This is a genomic window from Aliivibrio sp. EL58 (genome assembly GCF_900312675.1).
GTDB lineage: Bacteria > Pseudomonadota > Gammaproteobacteria > Enterobacterales > Vibrionaceae > Aliivibrio.
Genome location: NZ_OMPC01000012.1, coordinates 169,701 through 188,991 on the forward strand (window position 1 = coordinate 169,701; position 19,291 = coordinate 188,991).

25 protein-coding genes are annotated in these 19,291 nt (G+C 40.0%); 10 read left to right on the top strand and 15 right to left on the bottom strand.

The window, feature by feature from the left end; translation table 11 throughout:
• Positions 1–113 precede the first annotated feature (113 nt).
• Entirely contained in the window at positions 114–1,457 is a 1,344-nt protein-coding gene (gene pmbA, locus ED622_RS18790) for a metalloprotease PmbA (protein WP_122036754.1), read from the top strand.
• Between the two features lie 79 nt (positions 1,458–1,536).
• Here the strand turns inward: pmbA and mgtE are convergent, their stop codons facing one another.
• The 12 genes from mgtE to ED622_RS18850 form a co-directional block, all read right to left on the bottom strand.
• On the bottom strand, positions 1,537–2,892 hold the full coding sequence (gene mgtE, locus ED622_RS18795) for a magnesium transporter (protein WP_122036574.1): 1,356 nt from the start codon (positions 2,890–2,892) through the stop codon (positions 1,537–1,539).
• Positions 2,893–3,027: 135 nt separating this feature from the next.
• Positions 3,028–3,306, bottom strand: coding sequence for an HPr family phosphocarrier protein (locus ED622_RS18800; RefSeq protein WP_122036575.1), 279 nt, complete (start codon positions 3,304–3,306; stop codon positions 3,028–3,030).
• A 2-nt stretch (positions 3,307–3,308) separates the two neighbouring features.
• Positions 3,309–4,163, bottom strand: a complete 855-nt coding sequence (gene rapZ / locus ED622_RS18805; protein ID WP_122036576.1) for an RNase adapter RapZ — start codon at positions 4,161–4,163, stop codon at positions 3,309–3,311.
• A gap of 18 nt (positions 4,164–4,181) precedes the next feature.
• Positions 4,182–4,625, bottom strand: coding sequence for a PTS IIA-like nitrogen regulatory protein PtsN (ptsN, locus tag ED622_RS18810; RefSeq protein WP_122036577.1), 444 nt, complete (start codon positions 4,623–4,625; stop codon positions 4,182–4,184).
• Between the two features lies 1 nt (position 4,626).
• Positions 4,627–4,914, bottom strand: a complete 288-nt coding sequence (hpf, locus tag ED622_RS18815) for a ribosome hibernation promoting factor (RefSeq protein WP_122036578.1) — start codon at positions 4,912–4,914, stop codon at positions 4,627–4,629.
• Between the two features lie 19 nt (positions 4,915–4,933).
• The gene (locus tag ED622_RS18820) at positions 4,934–6,403 is read right to left on the bottom strand and encodes an RNA polymerase factor sigma-54 (protein ID WP_122036579.1); all 1,470 of its coding nucleotides are present in this window, start codon (positions 6,401–6,403) and stop codon (positions 4,934–4,936) included.
• A 24-nt stretch (positions 6,404–6,427) separates the two neighbouring features.
• The gene (lptB, locus tag ED622_RS18825) at positions 6,428–7,153 is read right to left on the bottom strand and encodes an LPS export ABC transporter ATP-binding protein (RefSeq protein ID WP_065594106.1); all 726 of its coding nucleotides are present in this window, start codon (positions 7,151–7,153) and stop codon (positions 6,428–6,430) included.
• Between the two features lie 2 nt (positions 7,154–7,155).
• A complete protein-coding gene (gene lptA / locus ED622_RS18830; protein ID WP_122036580.1) occupies positions 7,156–7,653 on the bottom strand; it encodes a lipopolysaccharide transport periplasmic protein LptA in 498 nt (165 codons plus the stop codon).
• Entirely contained in the window at positions 7,634–8,197 is a 564-nt protein-coding gene (gene lptC, locus ED622_RS18835) for an LPS export ABC transporter periplasmic protein LptC (RefSeq protein WP_122036581.1), read from the bottom strand. Before lptC ends, lptA begins: the two co-directional genes overlap by 20 nt.
• Positions 8,194–8,754: a 3-deoxy-manno-octulosonate-8-phosphatase KdsC gene (kdsC, locus tag ED622_RS18840; RefSeq protein WP_122036582.1), complete on the bottom strand. Its 561-nt coding sequence runs from the start codon at positions 8,752–8,754 to the stop codon at positions 8,194–8,196. The genes lptC and kdsC overlap by 4 nt, the downstream gene beginning before the upstream one ends.
• Complete coding sequence (gene kdsD / locus ED622_RS18845) at positions 8,754–9,728, bottom strand: arabinose-5-phosphate isomerase KdsD (protein WP_122036583.1); 975 nt, start codon at positions 9,726–9,728, stop codon at positions 8,754–8,756. Before kdsD ends, kdsC begins: the two co-directional genes overlap by 1 nt.
• 204 nt (positions 9,729–9,932) lie before the next feature.
• Entirely contained in the window at positions 9,933–10,901 is a 969-nt protein-coding gene (locus tag ED622_RS18850) for a calcium/sodium antiporter (RefSeq protein WP_122036584.1), read from the bottom strand.
• 201 nt (positions 10,902–11,102) lie between these two features.
• On the opposite strand from ED622_RS18850, the gene mlaF reads away from it, so the two are divergent.
• The 9 genes from mlaF (at position 11,103) to idi (ending at position 17,143) form a co-directional block, all read left to right on the top strand.
• A complete protein-coding gene (mlaF, locus tag ED622_RS18855; protein WP_162922577.1) occupies positions 11,103–11,909 on the top strand; it encodes a phospholipid ABC transporter ATP-binding protein MlaF in 807 nt (268 codons plus the stop codon).
• Entirely contained in the window at positions 11,902–12,696 is a 795-nt protein-coding gene (gene mlaE, locus ED622_RS18860; RefSeq protein ID WP_122036586.1) for a lipid asymmetry maintenance ABC transporter permease subunit MlaE, read from the top strand. Before mlaF ends, mlaE begins: the two co-directional genes overlap by 8 nt.
• 2 nt (positions 12,697–12,698) lie before the next feature.
• A complete protein-coding gene (gene mlaD, locus ED622_RS18865) occupies positions 12,699–13,193 on the top strand; it encodes an outer membrane lipid asymmetry maintenance protein MlaD (RefSeq protein ID WP_122036587.1) in 495 nt (164 codons plus the stop codon).
• On the top strand, positions 13,193–13,834 hold the full coding sequence (gene mlaC / locus ED622_RS18870) for a phospholipid-binding protein MlaC (RefSeq protein ID WP_122036588.1): 642 nt from the start codon (positions 13,193–13,195) through the stop codon (positions 13,832–13,834). The genes mlaD and mlaC overlap by 1 nt, the downstream gene beginning before the upstream one ends.
• Positions 13,834–14,154, top strand: coding sequence for a lipid asymmetry maintenance protein MlaB (locus ED622_RS18875; protein WP_122036589.1), 321 nt, complete (start codon positions 13,834–13,836; stop codon positions 14,152–14,154). The genes mlaC and ED622_RS18875 overlap by 1 nt, the downstream gene beginning before the upstream one ends.
• Positions 14,154–14,411: a BolA family iron metabolism protein IbaG gene (gene ibaG / locus ED622_RS18880; protein ID WP_122036590.1), complete on the top strand. Its 258-nt coding sequence runs from the start codon at positions 14,154–14,156 to the stop codon at positions 14,409–14,411. The genes ED622_RS18875 and ibaG overlap by 1 nt, the downstream gene beginning before the upstream one ends.
• A gap of 12 nt (positions 14,412–14,423) precedes the next feature.
• Positions 14,424–15,692 (top strand): UDP-N-acetylglucosamine 1-carboxyvinyltransferase, encoded by a 1,269-nt coding sequence (gene murA / locus ED622_RS18885; protein ID WP_122036591.1) that lies wholly within the window; start codon positions 14,424–14,426, stop codon positions 15,690–15,692.
• Between the two features lie 88 nt (positions 15,693–15,780).
• Positions 15,781–16,506, top strand: a complete 726-nt coding sequence (locus ED622_RS18890) for a 1-acylglycerol-3-phosphate O-acyltransferase (RefSeq protein WP_045102912.1) — start codon at positions 15,781–15,783, stop codon at positions 16,504–16,506.
• 85 nt (positions 16,507–16,591) lie between these two features.
• Positions 16,592–17,143 (top strand): isopentenyl-diphosphate Delta-isomerase, encoded by a 552-nt coding sequence (gene idi, locus ED622_RS18895; protein ID WP_122036592.1) that lies wholly within the window; start codon positions 16,592–16,594, stop codon positions 17,141–17,143.
• Positions 17,144–17,361: 218 nt separating this feature from the next.
• Here the strand turns inward: idi and ED622_RS18900 are convergent, their stop codons facing one another.
• The 3 genes from ED622_RS18900 to pyrB form a co-directional block, all read right to left on the bottom strand.
• Positions 17,362–17,751 carry a RidA family protein gene (locus ED622_RS18900; protein WP_045102910.1) on the bottom strand — a complete coding sequence of 130 codons (390 nt, stop codon included), beginning with the start codon at positions 17,749–17,751 and terminating at the stop codon, positions 17,362–17,364.
• 121 nt (positions 17,752–17,872) lie between these two features.
• On the bottom strand, positions 17,873–18,337 hold the full coding sequence (gene pyrI, locus ED622_RS18905) for an aspartate carbamoyltransferase regulatory subunit (protein WP_122036755.1): 465 nt from the start codon (positions 18,335–18,337) through the stop codon (positions 17,873–17,875).
• Positions 18,338–18,349: 12 nt separating this feature from the next.
• Entirely contained in the window at positions 18,350–19,279 is a 930-nt protein-coding gene (pyrB, locus tag ED622_RS18910) for an aspartate carbamoyltransferase (RefSeq protein WP_045102909.1), read from the bottom strand.
• Positions 19,280–19,291: the final 12 nt, after the last annotated feature.

The window sequence follows — 19,291 nt, forward strand, 5'->3', positions numbered from 1 at the left end:
TCATTCTTTAATGGGTGATTATCTCTATTTTAGCAAGATAAATGGATAATTGGGCGCAAATTTATCACATAGAGTGTTATTCTAGTAAAAATGTTTATATTCAGTCAGATGTTATGGATGCAAAAGCCCAAATGATGAATCAAAAAATAGAACTTGAAGCAGCAGTAGCCAAAGCGTTAGAAATGGCAACACAACATGCAAGTGCAGCAGAAGTTGCGATTACTAAAACAACAGGTATTAGCGTCTCTACTTTAATGGGAGAGGTTGAAAACGTTGAATTTAATCGTGATGGCGCACTAGGAATTACAGTTTATCGCGGCCATCGTAAAGGCAGTGCATCTACATCTGATTTAAGTGATAAAGCGATTCAACAGACGGTAGCTGCGGCATTAGATATTGCAAATTACACTTCTGAAGACCCATTTTCTGGACCTGCACCAAAAGAATTAATGGCTCAAAATATTCCTGATTTAGATTTGTTTCATCCCGATGATCCAGAACCAGATTACGCAGCACAAAAAGCAATTGAAGCAGAACAAGCCGCTTTAGAGTACCACTCTTCAATTAAGCAGAGTGACGGCGCGAGCTACGATAGCCACTACGGTATTAAAGTTTACGGCAACAGTCATGGCATGTTGGCAAGTTACCCATCAAGCCGTCATAGCATTAGCTGTAGTGTTATTGGTGTCGATAAAAATGGTGATATGGAGCGCGATTATAGTTATACAGTTGCTCGTCATCGTGATGATTTATGGGATGCTAAAAAAGTAGGGTTAGAAGCTGCTGAGCGTACAGTAAGTCGTTTAGATGCTAAAAAATTGGATACCATGAAAGTACCAGTTATGTTTGCAGCAGATGTAGCAACAGGCTTGTTAGGACATTTGGTGATGGCGATCAGTGGTGCAAACCTTTATCGCAAATCTACTTTCATGTTAGATAAGCTGAACGAGAAGATCTTACCTGAATGGTTTAATGTGAGTGAGCGTCCACATATCCTAAAAGGCTTAGCAAGTAGCCCATTTGATAGTGAGGGTTTATATACACAAGATCGTGAAATCATTACTGATGGTGTATTGGCTACGTATTTATTAACAAGCTATGCAGCACGTAAATTGAATATGACACCGACAGGTCATGCTGGTGGTATCCATAACTGGTTTGTTAGCTCAACCGGTCAAAGCTTTGATCAGATGCTAAAAACCATGGGAACAGGCCTTCTTGTGACAGAGCTGATGGGGCAAGGCGTAAATACGGTGACTGGTGACTATTCTCGTGGAGCAGCTGGTTTCTGGGTGGAGAATGGTGAAATCCAATACCCTGTTTCAGAGATCACCATTGCGGGTAATTTGGCTGAAATGTACCAAAATATTATTGCAGTCGGTAGTGATGTCGAAACGCGTTCACAAATTCAGACTGGTTCAATCTTAATTGAATCGATGAAGATTGCTGGTCAGTAATTAATCCTAAATTAAATAAATAATAAAAAGCGCGCTGTCATTAAATGAGAGCGCGCTTTTTTATTAAAGAGATTTTTGATTACATTAAAACAGTGGCAAGACCTAAGAAAGCAAATAGACCAATAATATCGGTGATGGTGGTTAAGGCCATTCCACCAGCTAATGCTGGGTCGATATTCATTTTCTTTAGGATAAGAGGGATAGTTACCCCTGCAATTCCGGCAACGGTTAAGTTAACGAGCATAGCCGCGGAGATGATGGCTCCAAGCATGATGTCGCCTTTCCAAACCATGACAATACCACCAATGATAGAAGCCCATAAAATACCATTAAGTAGACCTATCCCTGCTTCTTTGAATAATAATTCTTTTTGGTTACTGTCACCGATATGACCAACCGCTAAACCGCGGATAACAAGAGCAACAGTTTGATTTCCGGCAACACCACCCATTGAAGGGACAATCGTCATTAGTACGGCAATTGATGCCATTTGTGCTAGTGTGGCTTCGAACATATTAGAAACCGATGCGGCAGCAAGAGCGGCTAATACATTCATACCTAGCCAAACACTACGACGGCGAGCTGATTTAACCACGGGAGCAAAGGTATCTTCTTCGTCATCCATACCCGCCATACTCATCATTGAGTGTTCAGCGTCTTCACGAATAACATCGACAACATCATCAATGGTAATACGACCAAGCAGCAAGAGGTTTTCATCAACAACAGGCGCGGATACCCAATTACGACGCTCAAATAGATTAGCAACTTCACCATCGTCAGTATTTACTGGAATGGCCTCATCAGCATCACCCATAACTTCACTAACCAGAATATCGGGTTGAGTGGTTAACAGAGTCGCTAAAGATAAGTGGCCGATGAGTCGACTTTCTTCATCAAGGACATACAGGGCATCGGTTGAATCGGGAAGCTCGCTTTTCATGCGTAAGTAACGCAATACAACATCGATTTCAACATCAGCACGGATGGTGATGAAATCGGTATTCATCATCCCACCGGCGGTATCTTCTGGATAAGACAGTGCTGTTTCGACACGGAATCGATCAACCGTGTCCATCTGGCTTAATATTTCACGTGAGACGTCATGAGGTAAGCTACGAAGAACGTAAGCGACATCATCTGTCTCCATACCTTCTGTTGCTTCTACAATGCTCTGTGGAGCCATTTGTGAAACAATTCCGTCTTTTACGCCTTCGGAAAGTTCGTCAAGGATCTCACCGTAATCTTCAGGATCGGTCAGTTGCCATAATACATTACGGCTTTTTCTGGGTGAGGCTTCTAATAGATGGGCAATATCCTCGGGTTCCATGTCTTGTAATAAACGACGTACATGGACAAACATCCCACTATCAAGCGCATTAGATACTTCTTGAAGAGTTTGATGGGTTTGATCGAAATCTGGTTGTTCTTGCATTCTCTCCCCCATAAAAGACTGATTAACTGAGTATAGTCAATCTAAATAATGGGCAGAATAGTAACGCAATTTTAGAAAGGAAATAAGATAAATTTGTGAAGATTAGGTCAAAGAAGAGAAGGGATGAGTAAATACTCACTCATCCTCATCAAAACCGGCTTCAATAAGCTCACAAATAGCAGAAAGTGCTTGTTCTGCATCTGGGCCATCAGCGGAAACATCGACGTATTGACCTTGCGCTGAGTCCAACATAAGTAAGCCCATTACACCATCTGCCGTTGCTTGTTTATTTTCATCATTGGTTAATGTAATGATGGCATCAAAGCTTTGCGCCATCTCAACCAATTTGATCGCTGCTCTGGCATGTAAACCAAGGCGGTTTTTTATCAATAGGTGACGAGATGAGATAGGCATGATTAATGTCTCTCTAATGTTTTATGACGGATCTGAACTTGCTGCCCTTGCTGCTTAAAATACTCACCGAGTTGTTGAGTAATGTAGACGGAACGATGCTGACCACCAGTACAACCAATCGCGACAGTTAGATAGCTGCGATTGTTTTTTTCTAAGGCAGGTAGCCAAGTGGTAAGAAAGGTTTGAATTTGTTCTTTTAATTGAATCACATCATCGTGTTTTTCTAAATAATCCGCTACGGGTTTATCTAAGCCTGTCATGGGCCTTAAACTTGGTTCCCAGTGAGGATTAGGTAAGAAGCGCACATCAAATACATAATCAGCATCTGTCGGTAAACCGTGTTTAAAACCAAAAGATTCAAACACCATTACCAATTCTTTTGATTCACGGCCGAGAATTCGAGATCGCAGTGTTTCACTTAAATCATGGATGGACTTTGTGGTGGTATCGAGAACTAAATCAGCTTCTTCTTTAAAATCACTTAAAATGTTTTTCTCTAGAGCGACCGCTTGTTCTAATGAGCATTGTTCTTCAGTTAAAGAAAGCGGATGTAAACGGCGAGTTTCACTATAGCGTTTAATTAACTCTTTATCTTCGGCGTCGAGGAAAATCACGGTCACGTCGTGGGTTTGTTTTAATTCACTTAAGGTGTTTGTTAATAGTGAGGGATCTTTTGGTAAATTACGGATATCGACACTAACAGCGACATTTTGAGTACTGTGCTGAATTGACTCTACAAATTGAGTAAGTAGGTCAATGGGTAAGTTGTCGACGCAATAATAGCCTAAATCTTCCAATACTCGTAGTGCAACAGATTTTCCTGCCCCTGAATTACCACTAACAACCATGAGTTTCATTTTACGACCTTAGAATCTTTAAGAGGTGAATATTTGATACAGTTCTTGGTCATTTTCGGCGTGGCGAAGTTGACGTAAAACTTGCTTGTCATTGAGTTTTTCTGCAACACTAGAAAGTGTTTTTAAGTGCAATTTACACTGCTCATCAGGGACAAGTAAGGCAAAAAGAACATCAACAGGGCGATTATCTATCGCATCAAATTCAATAGGTTCTTGGCACTGAAGTAAAACCGCGACGGCATTATCACAGTTAAAAATACGACCATGAGGAATGGCAATACCATTACCAATGCCGGTACTTCCCATTTTCTCTCGGTTTAATAAACTTTCAAATAACTCTTGAGGGTTTTGACCAATGTGAGGGGCTGCAATTTCACTAATAAGTTCTAATGCGCGTTTTTTGCTTGTGCATTGGACTGCACTTTTGGTGCAATCCAATGAAAGAATGGTGCTTAATTGCATGTTAATGGCTACTTAGTTTTTCTTTATGTTTATTGAGTTGGCGAACGAGTTTATCCACCAAACCATCAATGGCTGCATACATATCTTCTGCGTCAGAATGGGCGTGTATGTCACCTTGATTTACATGAAGAGTTGCTTCTGCGATATGAAGTACTTTTTCTAATTTTAATACTACATGGACATTATTAATGTGTTCAAAAAAACGGTCTAACTTTTGGAATTTGGTATCGACGTACTCACGTAGGCTATCGGTTAGTTCGACGTTTTGACCTGTAATGTTTATTTGCATAACACTTCCTTTCTGTTAATTAAAGTAAACGCTTACGCTGATTCGATGGGGAAATACCCAGAGATTCACGATATTTAGCTATGGTACGTCGTGCAACTTGGATCCCTTGCTCAGCTAATAAGGTTGCGATTTTACTGTCACTTAACGGTTTGGCTTGATTCTCAGCCGCGACCAACTTTTTCACTAGTGCCCGAATTGCAGTTGATGAGCATTCACCACCATTGTCCGTACTAACATGACTAGAGAAGAAATATTTTAATTCAAAAATACCGCGAGGGGTATGCATGAATTTTTGTGTTGTTACACGAGATATAGTGGACTCATGCATTTCAACATCCAAAGCGATGTCATTGAGTACCATCGGTTTCATCGCTTCTTCACCATATTCGAAGAAATCTTGCTGATGTTCAACTATACAACGTGCAACTTTGAGCAGCGTCTCGTTTCTACTCTCTAAGCTCTTAATTAACCACTTTGCCTCTTGCAAATTGGTTCGAATAAATTGTCCGTCAGGGCTGTTACCTAAACCTTTACCTAGTGCGGCATATTCTGCGTTTACTTTTAGGCGAGGGACACTGTCTGGATTAATCGTTACTACCCATTTTCCATTATGCTTAAAGACCGAAACGTCTGGGATTACATACTCAGTGTCTGTATCAATGACACGGTTACCAGGTCTTGGGTCAAGCTGATGAATTAGCATCATGACTTGCTTTAAGTCATTTTCTTTAAGCTTAGTCTCTTTTGCTAACTGTCGGTAGTCACGATTACCTAATAAATTGATGTGTTTGGTTAAGATCAATCTTGTTTCTGGTAGCCATGGGGTATTTTCTGGGTAGGTTGCGAGTTGTAACATTAAGCATTCTGCAAGATCGCGAGAAGCAACACCTAATGGATCGAACTGTTGGATGCGCTTTAATACCGCTTCAACTTCATCCATTTCAACATCATCATTACCGACGCTCTCTAACACATCATCAAGGCTGATTGTTAGATAACCATAATCATCTAATGACTCAATGATAGTAGTTGCAATAGTACGATCAATCTCACTGAAAGGGGTTAAATCAGCCTGCCACATTAAATAGTCTTGCAGACTTTCAGTCGTTTCACCTTGATATAATGGCGTATCGTCATCAATCGCTAACCCTGTACTGCCACTGTTTGCGCTATAAACGTCATCCCAGCTCGCATCCATTTCAAGCTCTTCTGAAATATTATTACTATCAATAATATCAGTGCTGTCAGTGACAGGATCTTCTTGTTCTGCTGTTGCGGTTTCTTTTTCTGGTGTCGGCTCTGGAGATAATAAACTTTCAGGCGTACTTAATTGCTCTTCTTCAACATCAAGGAGAGGATTAGAGTCGAGAGCTTCTTGAATCTCTTGCTGTAGGTCAAGGGTCGACAACTGTAATAATCGAATTGCTTGCTGCAACTGAGGCGTCATAGCAAGTTGTTGGCCCATTTTTAACTGAAGAGATGCTTTCATTATATAGTGATACCTTTATATAAATTACAACTTAAACTGATCACCAAGATAAACGCGTTTAACGTGTTCATCATTTAATACATGGTCAGGAGTCCCATTGGCAATCATATGGCCTTGGCTTACGATGTAAGCGTGCTCACATACATCAAGTGTTTCACGAACGTTATGGTCTGTAATTAACACACCTAAACCGCGATCTCGTAAATGTTGAATGATTTTTTTGATATCGATTACAGAAATAGGATCGACACCAGCAAAAGGTTCATCAAGTAGAATGAACTTTGGATTTGCAGCTAGTGCGCGCGCAATTTCAACTCGACGACGTTCGCCACCTGAAAGCGCCATACCATTACTGTTACGAATATGCTGAATATTGAACTCATCTAATAACTCTTCAAGCTTATCTAAGCGCTCTGCTTTTGATAAATCTTTACGAGTTTGAAGTACCGCCATTATGTTATCAAAAACAGAAAGCTTTCTGAAAATAGAGGCTTCTTGAGGTAGGTAGCCTATCCCCATTTTTGATCTGTTATGCATTGGCTGTAATGAAATATCAACACCATCAATAGTGATCGACCCTTCATCACGAGAGACAAGACCAACTATCATATAGAAAGAGGTTGTTTTACCCGCACCATTTGGTCCTAGTAAGCCAACAATTTTCCCTGATTCAACCGTTAAACTTACATCGGAAACCACTTTACGGCTGCCGTAGGTTTTTGCGAGATTTTTCGCTTCTAATATAGCCATAATTATTTATTGTTTAATTGAGTTGGTTGAAGAATAGTAGTAACACGTTCGTCTTTACCACCATCAGCAATTAATTTTTGAGTTTTCATATTATAGGTAATCACTTTACCCTTAATGATACTGTCGTCCTGCTTTAGTTCAGCTTTGTTGGTCATCTTTAGAAATTCTTTTTCTAATTCGTAACGGAGCTTATCAGCTTTACCTTTTAAGGTTTTACCGTCATCGGTTAGCTGGCTAAAACGAGCAGGATTGCCATAAGCTTCTAATATTTCACGACCTTCTTGTCCTTGAGGACGGATAACGATTAACTTATCAGCGAAGATCTCAATACTGCCTTGCTTTAAAGTAACATCACCAATAAACGTAACTTGGTTGCTTTGCATATCAAAACTTTGTGAATTTGAATTAATGTGAATTGGTTGCTCTGTGTCGCTGCTTAGCGCCCAACTTGGCGAGCTTAATAGTAAGCCAGCAAGTAGACTAATGTGTGAAAGCTTCATAGATACCTTGTACATTCTCTAATAGGGTCGTTTGTTGGGTGGTAAAATTACCTTTCATTCCAACGCCTGTTGTTTCAAACGTTGGGCCAACAAGGTTAACGACATCCTCTGTCGTGAAATCTTTAGTTGATAGTTGTATTGTTATACTGTCTGTTGTCATGGTGTCAAAGGCGGCTTCAGGCAGTAAATTTTTAACGATTACATTACCACTCAAATAAAGCTCATGCTGTTTATTGAGTACGCCAGTGTCAGAAATTATTTCCCACTCTTTTAATTCGCCATCTTTAAAAACAAAAAGATGCGGAATGGTAAAGTTAGTCTCTCCTGTTTTTGCAAAACGAGCGAGAGCTTTAGCATTAATCTGATAATTACGAACACCGCTTTCATCATAATTATTATTGCTTACGTTACTGCCAGTAAAAACAGGAACTTGTTGATCAGGCACTATTTGTTGGTCACTTTGAGCATACTCATAATATAAGTAATAGCCTGACCAACTGGAGATCATCAATAATATTGTCATGAAAAGGTGTTTTAAGGTCATATACTTAGACCTTTATGCTGCTCTAATTCACCTTTCGCTTCTAGGATTAGATCACTCACTTCACGAACGGCACCATGACCACCTTTAATCGTAGTCACATAGTTTGCGCGTTGCACCAGTAATGGATGTCCATCAGAGACGCAGACTTTTAAGGCGACCTTTTCCATTACAGGCCAATCAATTAGGTCATCACCAATATAACCAGTATGTTCTGGCGCTATATTGAGTTTAGTTAAAATATCTTGGTAGGCTTGCAGTTTATTGTCTTGTCCTTGGTAAATTAATTTAATACCAAGTGCTGTCATACGGTTTTCAACAATTTTAGAATTACGGCCCGTGATGATGGCAATTTCTACGCCTGCAGACATTAAAGACTTAACGCCGTAGCCATCACGAGTGTGGAAGGTTTTTAGTTCTTCACCGTCGTTGCCCATATAGACAAGACCATCAGAAAATACGCCATCAACATCGCAGATCAACAACTTAATGTTTTTTGCAATATTGAACACAGTTTCGTCGACATTACCGTAGAGTGTTGAAATGAATTTAGTCGTCATTACATTACTCCTGCTTTTAGTAAATCATGCATATTAAGGGCTCCGACTAAACGATGGTTTTCATCGCATAGCAATAGGCCATTAATCTTCTTATCTTGCATTAAGTTCAAGCCTTCAACCGCCAGTAGATTTGGGTTAGCAACCGCTGGCGAGTGCGTCATGACTTCACCAATCGTTTGAGTATGAATATCAATGCGGTTATCGAGCAGGCGACGTAAATCACCATCAGTAAAGATACCAATGACTCTTTGCTCACCATCAACAATTGCTGTCATACCAAGTCCTTTTTCAGAGACTTCCAGCAATGCCGTTTTAATTAAAGCATCTTCAGTTACCATTGGTAGCTCATCATCTTTATGCATGATATCAGACAATAATAGCAGTAATTTACGACCTAGAGCGCCACCGGGATGGGATAATGCAAAATCATCAGCGGTAAAGCCTTTCGCTTGTAAAAGAGCGACAGCAAATGCATCCCCCATCGCTAAGGTTGCCGTTGTGCTTGATGTTGGTGCTAGGCCTAGAGGGCACGCTTCTTGAGGAACGGTAATTTGTAGATTTACATCAGCGACTTTTGCCATGCTTGAATCAGGATTGCCTGTCATTGTAATCAATGTAATACCAAGGCGTTTAATTACAGGTAATAAGGCTAAAATCTCACCAGCTTCACCTGAGTTTGAAATAGCAATCACAACATCACCTTTTTCAATCATGCCTAAATCACCATGACTTGCTTCGCCTGGGTGCACAAAAAAAGAAGGAGTACCAGTGCTTGCTAATGTAGCCGCTATTTTATTACCAATGTGTCCCGATTTCCCCATTCCCATTACAACGACTTTACGCTTACATTCCAACATTAATTGGCATGCTTTAGTGAAATCATCATTGATGTAGTTGTTTAGCTGGGTGAGTGCATCTATTTCAATTTGAAGTACATTTTTTCCTGCAGTGCAGAAATCAAACTGAGTTGCCATCGGGGTACCACCTTTATTTTGGTTATAACAGATGTATGATTTAGATGAGTAGCGTATACAATTATTATGCCATATACCAGAGGTAGTTCAAGGTAACAGGAGCTGTTATGGGAAGGAAGTGGATGAAAATAGATAGGTTGTTAATTAATAAAGTATTTTTTACTAATTAACAAGCCTATATTTTTTATTTAAACGGACATATTTTTAAATTGTGTAGAAAAGATAGCCTTGATATACCAAGAAGCACGTCACTAAGATACCACCTTCAATTCGGTTAATGCTGCGACTCTTACCTAGTGCCATAAATAGCAGTAAGATTGAAACACCCATCATGACATAAAAATCACGGCCCATTAAATCAGGGCTAATTGCTGATGGGTTGATAAGGGCAGGGATGCCCATTACTGCAAGGATATTAAAGACGTTTGAGCCGATAATATTACCAGCAGCCATATCATCTTCACCTTTTAATACACCAGCAACAGACGCTGCAAGCTCTGGCAGACTAGTACCTAAAGCAATGATGGTCAGACCGATAACCAGATCACTCATACCGAAGTGTTTTGCGATAACCACGGCGTTATCAATCAGCATATTAGCGCCAAGAGGAAGTAAAATAAGTCCGACAACCACCCAGAATAAGGCTGTTTTGTTTTCTACGCCTTCTGGTATTTCTGATTCTTGCTCATCAAGCAGAATGTCCCCGTTCTTTTGCTCACTCTTACTGATGTAAAGCATAGCAACAATAAATGCAGCGAAAAGAACAATCAATAACACACCTTCATAAAAGCCAAGGTAGTTGTTATACATGATTGCCCCAGCAAGCAAGGTTACAATCAACATGAGAGGTAATTCACGGCGGATAATGCCAGAACTGATCGCAAGCGGTTTAATTAACGCGGTAATACCTAAAATTAACGCAATATTTGCAATGTTGGAGCCTATTACATTGCCTACTGCAGTATCGGTTTTTCCATCAAGTGCAGCAGCGGCAGATACCATCATTTCTGGTGCTGATGAGCCCATCGCTAAGATAGTCATACCAATAACAAGGGGAGAGATACCGTAGTTTTTCGCTAACGCGGCAGAACCAAATACCAGTTTATCTGCGCCCCAAACAAGTAGAGAGAGGCCGACGATAAGAAGTAGAGTTGGCATGAGCAGCTCTGTCATTGTGCTAATTTCCTTTTGTAAAAGATGTTTTTATAGTTGAGTTGGGTAATTTTGACGCTTCTCTGACAAAAAGGAAAGAGAAAAGGAGGGCTTTACTTAAGGATATTCGTAAGAATGTTAAAAAAAAGAAATTGAATGGGGAACTTAACGTATACTTATAGCGGAGTTGTTAGGAAACGGTTTTGGATGAATAGTATTGATATGAAAAGACAAACAACCTTAATAAAAGTAGAAAACCTGACTTTTAAGCGTGGTGAGCGAGTTATTTTTGATGACATTAGTTTGTCTGTTCCAAAAGGAAAGATTACCGCCATCATGGGGCCATCAGGGATCGGAAAAACAACCCTACTAAGGCTGATTGGTGGGCAAATCTTACCAGAGTCAGGTGATATTCATTTTGAAGAATGGAATATCCCTAAGTTAGGGCGTAAAGCCTTGTACCTTGCTCGAAATAAAATGGGGATGTTATTTCAATCAGGCGCTCTATTTACGGATATGAGTGTGTTTGATAACGTTGCTTTTCCACTACGAGAGCATACGGAATTATCAGAAGCTTTTATCCGAACGCTCGTATTATTAAAGCTTGAAGCGGTTGGACTAAGAGGTGCGGCAGAGTTAATGCCGAGTGAACTCTCTGGCGGTATGGCTCGTCGTGCTGCTTTGGCTCGTGCTATTGCTCTGGATCCCGATTTAATTATGTATGACGAACCTTTTGTTGGCCAAGATCCAATAACCATGGGCGTTCTAGTGGATTTAATCCGTAATTTAAATGATGCGTTGGGTTTGACTTCGGTTGTCGTCTCTCATGATGTTCCTGAAGTGATGAGTATTGCTGATCATGTCTATTTGCTTGCCAATGGTAAGGTAATTGCTCAAGGTTCTCCACAAGAGTTGGAGAATAATCCCGATCTTCAAGTTCGACAATTTTTGGATGGACGATCCGATGGACCTGTTCCTTTTCGTTTTCCAGCTAAACCATTAGATGAGGTGCTATTTTCTCATGAGTAACTTTTCCCTTATTTCGTCCATTGAGCAAATAGGTAAGCGAGCATTATCGATTTGTGAAGTGTTTGGACGAGCCACTTTTATGTTACTTGGGGCGATAGTTTCAAAACCTCAACCCGTGAAGATGTTTCCATTATTGTTAACGCAATTATATTCAGTGGGTGTTCGCTCTTTAGTGATTATTATCGTTTCAGGTTTGTTTATCGGTATGGTGATTAGCTTACAGGGTTATATCATTTTGGTTGATTACGGTGCTGAAACCAGCTTAGGACAACTTGTCTCTTTATCACTTTTAAGAGAGCTTGGTCCGGTAGTCACAGCATTATTATTTGCAGGGCGTGCAGGTTCAGCATTAACGGCAGAAATCGGATTAATGAAAACAACTGAGCAACTTTCTAGCATGGAGATGATGGCAGTTGATCCACTGCGTCGAATTATTGCTCCACGGTTATGGGCTGGAATTATCTCAATGCCATTGTTAGCCATGATATTTATGGCTGTGGGCATATGGGGTGGTCAGATTGTTGGTGTCGAGTGGAAAGGCATTGACTACGGTAGCTTTTGGTCATTAATGCAGTCATCGGTTGATGTGCGTTATGACATCGTAAACAGTCTTATTAAATGTGTGGTGTTTGCCTTTATCGTTACTTGGATTGCCTTGTTTAATGGTTACGATGCAACACCAACCTCTGAGGGGATCTCACTGGCAACAACACGAACGGTAGTGCATTCGTCACTGGCGGTATTAGGAATTGATTTTGTGCTGACAGCACTGATGTTTGGGAATTAATTATGCAACAGACTCGTAAAGTAGAATTTTTTGTCGGCCTTTTTGTTTTAGCAGGAATGGCAGCGTTATTGATGTTATTGCTAAAAGTAGCAGACGTTCGTAGTGGGGGCAGTGGTGAGTATTACACGCTAAATGCTCAATTTGATAATATTGGTAGCTTGAAATCACGATCGCCAGTGAAAATTGGTGGTGTTGTGGTTGGTCGAGTAGAAGGGATCACGTTAGGCACTGAAAGTTACTTACCTATTGTCAGTATGGAAATTGATAAGCAATTTGGCTTTTTTCCTGAAACCTCTGCAGCACAAATTTTAACGTCAGGATTAATCGGTGAGCAGTATATTGGTATTGTTCCAGGGTTTGTGGATGAAGATATCGATATGCTAGGCAATGGCGATTACATTGAAGATACGAAATCAGCCTTAGTATTAGAAGATATGATTGGGCAAGTGCTGTATAGCATTGGTGGTGATTCGTCAGATAAAAGTGAGGAAGAGTAATGAAACAGTGGATTAGCATTTTTACTATCATCATTAGTGTATTTACAGGGGCGGTTCAAGCTCAAGAAATCGATAAAACTAAGCCCTATGAAATGATGGCTCAAGTATCTGAAATGACATTTGCGCGCTTAAAAGCAGAGCAAAGTGCGATTCAGGCAAACCCTAATATATTAAAAACGGTCGTTGATGAAGAGTTGATGCCGTACGTCAATGTGAAATATGCCGCTTATAAGTTGTTAGGTACACATTTAAAGAAAACGTCAGCGGAAGAACGCACTGAATTTGTTACTGCGTTTCGTGGTTATTTAGTGTCGTCTTATGCTCAAGTATTAACGCTATATAAAGACCAAAAGATTGTATTAGAAAAAGCGAAAAAAATTCCTGAGGGGAAAAAGATCATCAGCGTGCGAGTAGACATTTTAGATTCTGCTCGTCCCACGGTAAAAGTTGATTTTAAATTACGTAAAAATAAGAAGACGGGAGAGTGGCAGGCTTTCGATATGGTTGCTGAGGGGGTAAGCCTTTTATCGACTAAACAGTCAGAGTGGAATGGTAAAATTCGTAAAGAAGGCATTAGCTCAGTAAGTAAAGAATTAGCCTCTTTAGCGAAGCAACCTATTCGCTTAGAAGGGAGTAAATAATGCCAATAATGGATTTATGTGAAGCGAAAGCGGATGAAATTCATTTAAATGGGCCTCTTGATCGTGAGACTGTGCCTAATATTTGGAAAAAATTGACAGTATGGAAACCTAAAGTCACTCAAGTAAAGGTAGACTTAGGTCACGTTAATCGTATTGACTCTGCAGGGGTAGTGTTACTTTTACACCTAATAGAGCATGCAAAAAATCAAAACTGTCATATAATGCTAGCTTTCGTCCCTGATCAGCTCATTACGTTAATTCAATTAAGTAATGTGGAATCATTGTTTGCTGATCACTTAATAACGCAAAAGGTAGAGTAATGGAAAGCGCCGAGATTAAAGAATTATTAGACGCAGCACTTCAACTTCAAGAGATTCACGTTAAAGGTGAAGGAAGCCATTTTGAAGTTATTGCTGTGGATGAATCGTTCAATGGAATGAGCCGAGTTAAAAAGCAACAAACCATCTACGGACCTTTGATGGAACACATCTCAACAAATACCATTCACGCTCTATCAATAAAAGCGTTTACTCCGGAAGAGTGGGCACGTGATAAAAAATTAAATAGCTTATTCTAAGAGGCCCTTTGAATGTATAAGTTTCGAATTCAAGGAAGTGAAAAACCACTTTCTGGAGAGGTTACGATTTCTGGTGCAAAAAATGCTGCACTGCCAATTTTATTTGCTGCATTACTTGCTGAAGAGCCAGTAGAAGTTGCAAATGTTCCAAAACTTCGCGATGTAGATACAACCATGGAGTTGTTACAACGCTTAGGCGCTAACGTATCACGTAATGGTTCAGTTCATATTGATGCAAGTGGCGTTAATGATTTCTGTGCTCCTTATGATCTTGTAAAAACGATGCGTGCATCAATTTGGGCGTTAGGTCCTCTTGTTGCTCGCTTTGGTAAAGGCCAAGTGTCTTTACCTGGTGGTTGTGCTATCGGTGCTCGTCCTGTTGATCTTCATATTCACGGACTTGAGCAGCTTGGCGCAACGATTAAGCTTGAAGAAGGTTACGTTAAAGCGGAAGTTGATGGTCGTCTAAAAGGCGCTCACATCGTTATGGATAAAGTCAGTGTTGGTGCAACAATCACTGTTATGTGTGCTGCAACATTGGCTGAAGGTAAAACTATTTTAGAAAACGCAGCGCGTGAACCTGAAATCGTTGATACTGCTAACTTCCTAAATGCGATTGGTGCGAAAGTATCAGGCATGGGTACAGATACCATTACTATCGAAGGTGTTGAACGCCTTGGTGGTGGTTATCATGAAGTGGTTGCTGACCGTATTGAAACGGGTACGTTCCTTGTTGCTGCTGCGGTATCTGGCGGTAAAGTAGTATGTAAGAATACTAAAGCACACTTACTTGAATCTGTTTTGGCTAAGCTTGAAGAAGCAGGTGCTAAAGTTGAAACGGGTGAAGATTGGATCAGCTTGGATATGACAGGGCGTGAGTTGAAGGCGGTAAATATCCGTACTGCGCCACACCCAGCATTCCCAACAGACATGCAAGCACAGTTCACTTTACTAAACATGATGGCGAAAGGCTCAGGTATCATTACTGAAACGATCTTTGAAAACCGTTTCATGCATATCCCTGAACTGCAACGCATGGGCGCTCACGCTGAAATCGAAGGTAATACTGCTATTTGTGGTGATACTGATGGTTTAAGTGGTGCTCAAGTGATGGCTACGGATTTACGTGCCTCTGCAAGCCTTGTTATCGCTGGTTGTATAGCAAAAGGTGAAACAATTGTTGATCGAATTTATCATATCGACCGTGGTTATGATAAGATCGAAGATAAGTTAACCGCATTAGGTGCGAATATCGAAAGAGTTCGTAGTAGCGATTTATAATCTTATTGATTATTTTGCTGCAAAGCTAAGCGGAAACCGGGTATATAATGACCCGGTTTTTTATTGTTTGTATGTAGGAGAAACACTTATGATCGCATTGTTACGCCTAGTTGCTCTGGCTATCTTTGCTGTCTTTACGTTTGTATTTGGTTGCGGCTATTGTTTACTTAGTCCGCGAAATCCAAAACACGTTTATACTTTTGGCCTTTGGTTTGCTCGTATGTCTCGAGTGTTTGGTATTAAACTTGAAGTTCGCGTTCCGGAAAGTGTTAAAAATGCAGGCCCAAGTTTATACATTGCTAATCACCAAAATAACTGGGATTTATTCACTGTTTCTGGTGCAATTCAACCTCGTACAGTAACGGTAGGTAAAAAAAGCTTAGCGTGGATGCCACTGTTTGGTCAGTTGTATTGGATCACTGGTAATATCTTGATTGACCGTAATAATCGCAGCAAAGCGGTAGGTACGATTGCTCAAGTTGCTGATAACATTAAGAAGCGTAATGTTTCTGTTTGGATGTTCCCAGAAGGTACTCGTTCTCGCGGTCGTGGTTTATTGCCATTTAAAACGGGTGCGTTTCATGCAGCTATTGCGGCTGAAGTTCCGGTAACTCCGATTGTGTGTAGTAATACGGAAGGCGTAAAATTAAACCGTTGGAATAATGGTGTTGTGATTGTTGAGATCTTACCACCAGTGAGCCTTGATGGTTACGATAAAACAAACGTTCGTGAACTAGCGAATGAATGTCGTGAACAAATGAAAGCTAAGCTAGAAGAATTAAATAAAGAAGTTGCACAACGCAACCAAGCTTAAGTTTTTATTATAATTTTAAGGGTATGCAGCTTGCTGTGTACCCTTTTGTTTTTGATGTGTATATCCTTAAAACGTGTAGATAATAATGAAAGAAGAAGTCGTCCTTGTAAACCAACAAGGTCAAGCCATTGGTACAATGGAAAAGTTAGAAGCGCATGAAAAAGGCCTATTACATTTGGCTTTTTCAGTTTTACTGTACCGTAAAATAGAAAATGAGTATCAATTTCTACTACAGAAACGTGCCGAGTGTAAATATCACAGTAAAGGGAAGTGGAGTAACACTTGTTGTTCACATCCGAGAATCAATGAGTCGGTTGAATTAGCCGGTGAACGCCGATTAGCAGAAGAGATTGGTATTGTTGATGTTACTGCAGATAGATTTGAAAACCTAGGCTGGTTTATTTATCAGGCAGAGCTCGAAAATGGCTTGAGTGAGCATGAGCAAGATTACATATTACTTGCTAATACTCCTGATGTTGAATTTACGATGAACCCTGATGAAGTTAGTGACATACAGTGGTGGAGTGAGAGTCAGATTAAGCAAGAATTAGTAAATAACCCGACCCTGTTTTCGGTTTGGTTTAATACTGTTTTTTCTAAAGCAATACGATACTTATCTACATTAGATAAAAAATAAGGCAGAGATCAGTAATACTAATATCTGCCTAGCTTCATTTCTAACGGTGTAATACCAATTCCATTAATTATTTGATCATTATTACTGGTTAAATAACTCAATAGTTGCGTTAAAAATTATTATTGTAGAATAACTACTTATAAGAATTTTTGCCTTACTCTTAAGTGATTTTCCTACGTAATAAATAGATCACCTAATTAGTTACATTGGTATAATTATTATTTACGAACAGCAATTGCTTCGATTTCAATACCAACATCTTTTGGAAGACGAGCAACTTCAACACAAGAACGTGCAGGGTAGTTTGCTACATTGTGCTCATCAAAGAAGTTGCCGTAGACTTCATTCACTGTACCAAAGTCATTTAAGTCTTTTACAAAAACCGTTAATTTAACGATATCAGCAACCGTTAGGCCAGAAGACTCTACAACGGCCTTAACGTTCTCTAAAGATTGGCGAGCCTGCTCTGCAATATCATCAGACACTTCACCAGTTGCTGGATTTACAGGGATTTGGCCTGAAGTTAGTACCATATTACCAAGGTCAACACCTTGAATGTATGGACCAATTGCTGCTGGAGCATTGTCTGTATGAAGAACTTTAGTCATTGTAATGATTCCTTTTTGAATGGTTGAACGTCAGGTTCAATAAACCCAATATAAAACAAACCTCACCAATAAAAAAGCCCCAGAAGATCTGAGGCTGAAAATTATCGAATCAAATGTGATATTAATTTAAATCAGTGACAACTTCGCGTGAATAAACCTTTTCACAATACTTACACTTTAAGTGAATATCTTCGTTTTTTGTAATGACCTTAAAGCTACTCTCAACTGGCTCACCATGGGTAATACAGTTACTGTTCGGGCACTCAAACACACCAGTAATTTGTGTCGGTAACTGAAGAGGGATCTTCTTCGCTACTTCATAGTTTTCAATTTGGTTGACCGTTGCGTGTGGTGCGTAGAGTGCTAACTTACTTGCTTGCTCTGGTGTTACAAAGGTATTTTCAATTTTCAATAAATCTTTAGACCCTAGCGCTGAAGAAGGCAAGTTTAAGCCAATCGTTACACGCTCTGCCGTTTTGTCCATTTGAAATAGCTTTAAGACTTTAACACCAATATTTGCAGGGATATGGTCGATTACCGTACCGTTGTTGATTGCTTCAACACGTAATTGAGTTTTGTTAGGCATCATTTTTTCTCCCTAAAGTGTTTCGTTAAGAACTAAAGCCAGTAGAGCTTGGCGGGCATAGACACCATTCTCAGCTTGTTGGAAGTAGTAAGCGTGTGGTGTTTTATCAACATCGATATCAATTTCATCTACGCGAGGCAACGGGTGAAGGACTTTTAAGTTCTCACGAGCAGGTGCTAACGTTTCAGCTGAAAGAATATAGGCTGACTTAATATGCGCGTATTCAGACTCATCAAAACGCTCTTTCTGAACACGAGTCATGTAGAGAATATCTAACTCAGGAATGGCTTCATCCATCTCATTTAACAGTTGATATTCAATGCCTAACTCATCTAATTCTTCACAGATGTAATCAGGCATAGCTAATACTTCTGGAGCAATAAAGAAGAACTTAATGCCATTAAATTTAGCTAACGCTTGGGTTAATGAATGAACGGTACGACCGTATTTTAAATCACCAACAAAAGCGATGTTTAGATTATCTAAGCGCCCTTGAGTTTCGTAGATGGTGTATAAATCCAATAGCGTTTGAGTTGGATGTTGATTCGCACCATCGCCAGCATTGATGACTGGTGTGCCATTAGAGAACTCTGAGGCTAGACGTGCAGCGCCTTCTTTTGGATGACGCATAACATATGCATCAACGTAAGAGGTAATCACTTGAACAGAGTCTGCCAGTGTCTCGCCTTTTTGAGCAAGAGAAGTATTACCTGCAGAATCAAACCCAATAACAGAGCCACCTAAGCGTTGGATTGCGGTTTCAAAAGATAAGCGGGTACGAGTTGAGGCTTCAAAAAAACAGCTCGCAATGACTTTATTTTTTAATAAGTCAGGTTGAGGCTCTTTTTTAATATTACCTGCTGTTTCTACAATCAGTTCTAACTCTTGACGAGAAAGCTCTGGAATAGAAATGATGTGCTTTTGATATAGCGAGTTAGCCATAGTCTCTCTTCC

What these genes read in the sequence shown, in the direction of transcription:
- pmbA (WP_122036754.1), top strand. Translation starts at nt 114, where the DNA reads ATGGATGCAAAAGCCCAAATGATGAATCAAAAAATAGAACTTGAAGCA.
- mgtE (WP_122036574.1), bottom strand. Translation starts at nt 2,892, where the DNA reads ATGCAAGAACAACCAGATTTCGATCAAACCCATCAAACTCTTCAAGAA.
- ED622_RS18800 (WP_122036575.1), bottom strand. Translation starts at nt 3,306, where the DNA reads ATGCCTATCTCATCTCGTCACCTATTGATAAAAAACCGCCTTGGTTTA.
- rapZ (WP_122036576.1), bottom strand. Translation starts at nt 4,163, where the DNA reads ATGAAACTCATGGTTGTTAGTGGTAATTCAGGGGCAGGAAAATCTGTT.
- ptsN (WP_122036577.1), bottom strand. Translation starts at nt 4,625, where the DNA reads ATGCAATTAAGCACCATTCTTTCATTGGATTGCACCAAAAGTGCAGTC.
- hpf (WP_122036578.1), bottom strand. Translation starts at nt 4,914, where the DNA reads ATGCAAATAAACATTACAGGTCAAAACGTCGAACTAACCGATAGCCTA.
- ED622_RS18820 (WP_122036579.1), bottom strand. Translation starts at nt 6,403, where the DNA reads ATGAAAGCATCTCTTCAGTTAAAAATGGGCCAACAACTTGCTATGACG.
- lptB (WP_065594106.1), bottom strand. Translation starts at nt 7,153, where the DNA reads ATGGCTATATTAGAAGCGAAAAATCTCGCAAAAACCTACGGCAGCCGT.
- lptA (WP_122036580.1), bottom strand. Translation starts at nt 7,653, where the DNA reads ATGAAGCTTTCACACATTAGTCTACTTGCTGGCTTACTATTAAGCTCG.
- lptC (WP_122036581.1), bottom strand. Translation starts at nt 8,197, where the DNA reads ATGACCTTAAAACACCTTTTCATGACAATATTATTGATGATCTCCAGT.
- kdsC (WP_122036582.1), bottom strand. Translation starts at nt 8,754, where the DNA reads ATGACGACTAAATTCATTTCAACACTCTACGGTAATGTCGACGAAACT.
- kdsD (WP_122036583.1), bottom strand. Translation starts at nt 9,728, where the DNA reads ATGGCAACTCAGTTTGATTTCTGCACTGCAGGAAAAAATGTACTTCAA.
- ED622_RS18850 (WP_122036584.1), bottom strand. Translation starts at nt 10,901, where the DNA reads ATGACAGAGCTGCTCATGCCAACTCTACTTCTTATCGTCGGCCTCTCT.
- mlaF (WP_162922577.1), top strand. Translation starts at nt 11,103, where the DNA reads ATGAAAAGACAAACAACCTTAATAAAAGTAGAAAACCTGACTTTTAAG.
- mlaE (WP_122036586.1), top strand. Translation starts at nt 11,902, where the DNA reads ATGAGTAACTTTTCCCTTATTTCGTCCATTGAGCAAATAGGTAAGCGA.
- mlaD (WP_122036587.1), top strand. Translation starts at nt 12,699, where the DNA reads ATGCAACAGACTCGTAAAGTAGAATTTTTTGTCGGCCTTTTTGTTTTA.
- mlaC (WP_122036588.1), top strand. Translation starts at nt 13,193, where the DNA reads ATGAAACAGTGGATTAGCATTTTTACTATCATCATTAGTGTATTTACA.
- ED622_RS18875 (WP_122036589.1), top strand. Translation starts at nt 13,834, where the DNA reads ATGCCAATAATGGATTTATGTGAAGCGAAAGCGGATGAAATTCATTTA.
- ibaG (WP_122036590.1), top strand. Translation starts at nt 14,154, where the DNA reads ATGGAAAGCGCCGAGATTAAAGAATTATTAGACGCAGCACTTCAACTT.
- murA (WP_122036591.1), top strand. Translation starts at nt 14,424, where the DNA reads ATGTATAAGTTTCGAATTCAAGGAAGTGAAAAACCACTTTCTGGAGAG.
- ED622_RS18890 (WP_045102912.1), top strand. Translation starts at nt 15,781, where the DNA reads ATGATCGCATTGTTACGCCTAGTTGCTCTGGCTATCTTTGCTGTCTTT.
- idi (WP_122036592.1), top strand. Translation starts at nt 16,592, where the DNA reads ATGAAAGAAGAAGTCGTCCTTGTAAACCAACAAGGTCAAGCCATTGGT.
- ED622_RS18900 (WP_045102910.1), bottom strand. Translation starts at nt 17,751, where the DNA reads ATGACTAAAGTTCTTCATACAGACAATGCTCCAGCAGCAATTGGTCCA.
- pyrI (WP_122036755.1), bottom strand. Translation starts at nt 18,337, where the DNA reads ATGCCTAACAAAACTCAATTACGTGTTGAAGCAATCAACAACGGTACG.
- pyrB (WP_045102909.1), bottom strand. Translation starts at nt 19,279, where the DNA reads ATGGCTAACTCGCTATATCAAAAGCACATCATTTCTATTCCAGAGCTT.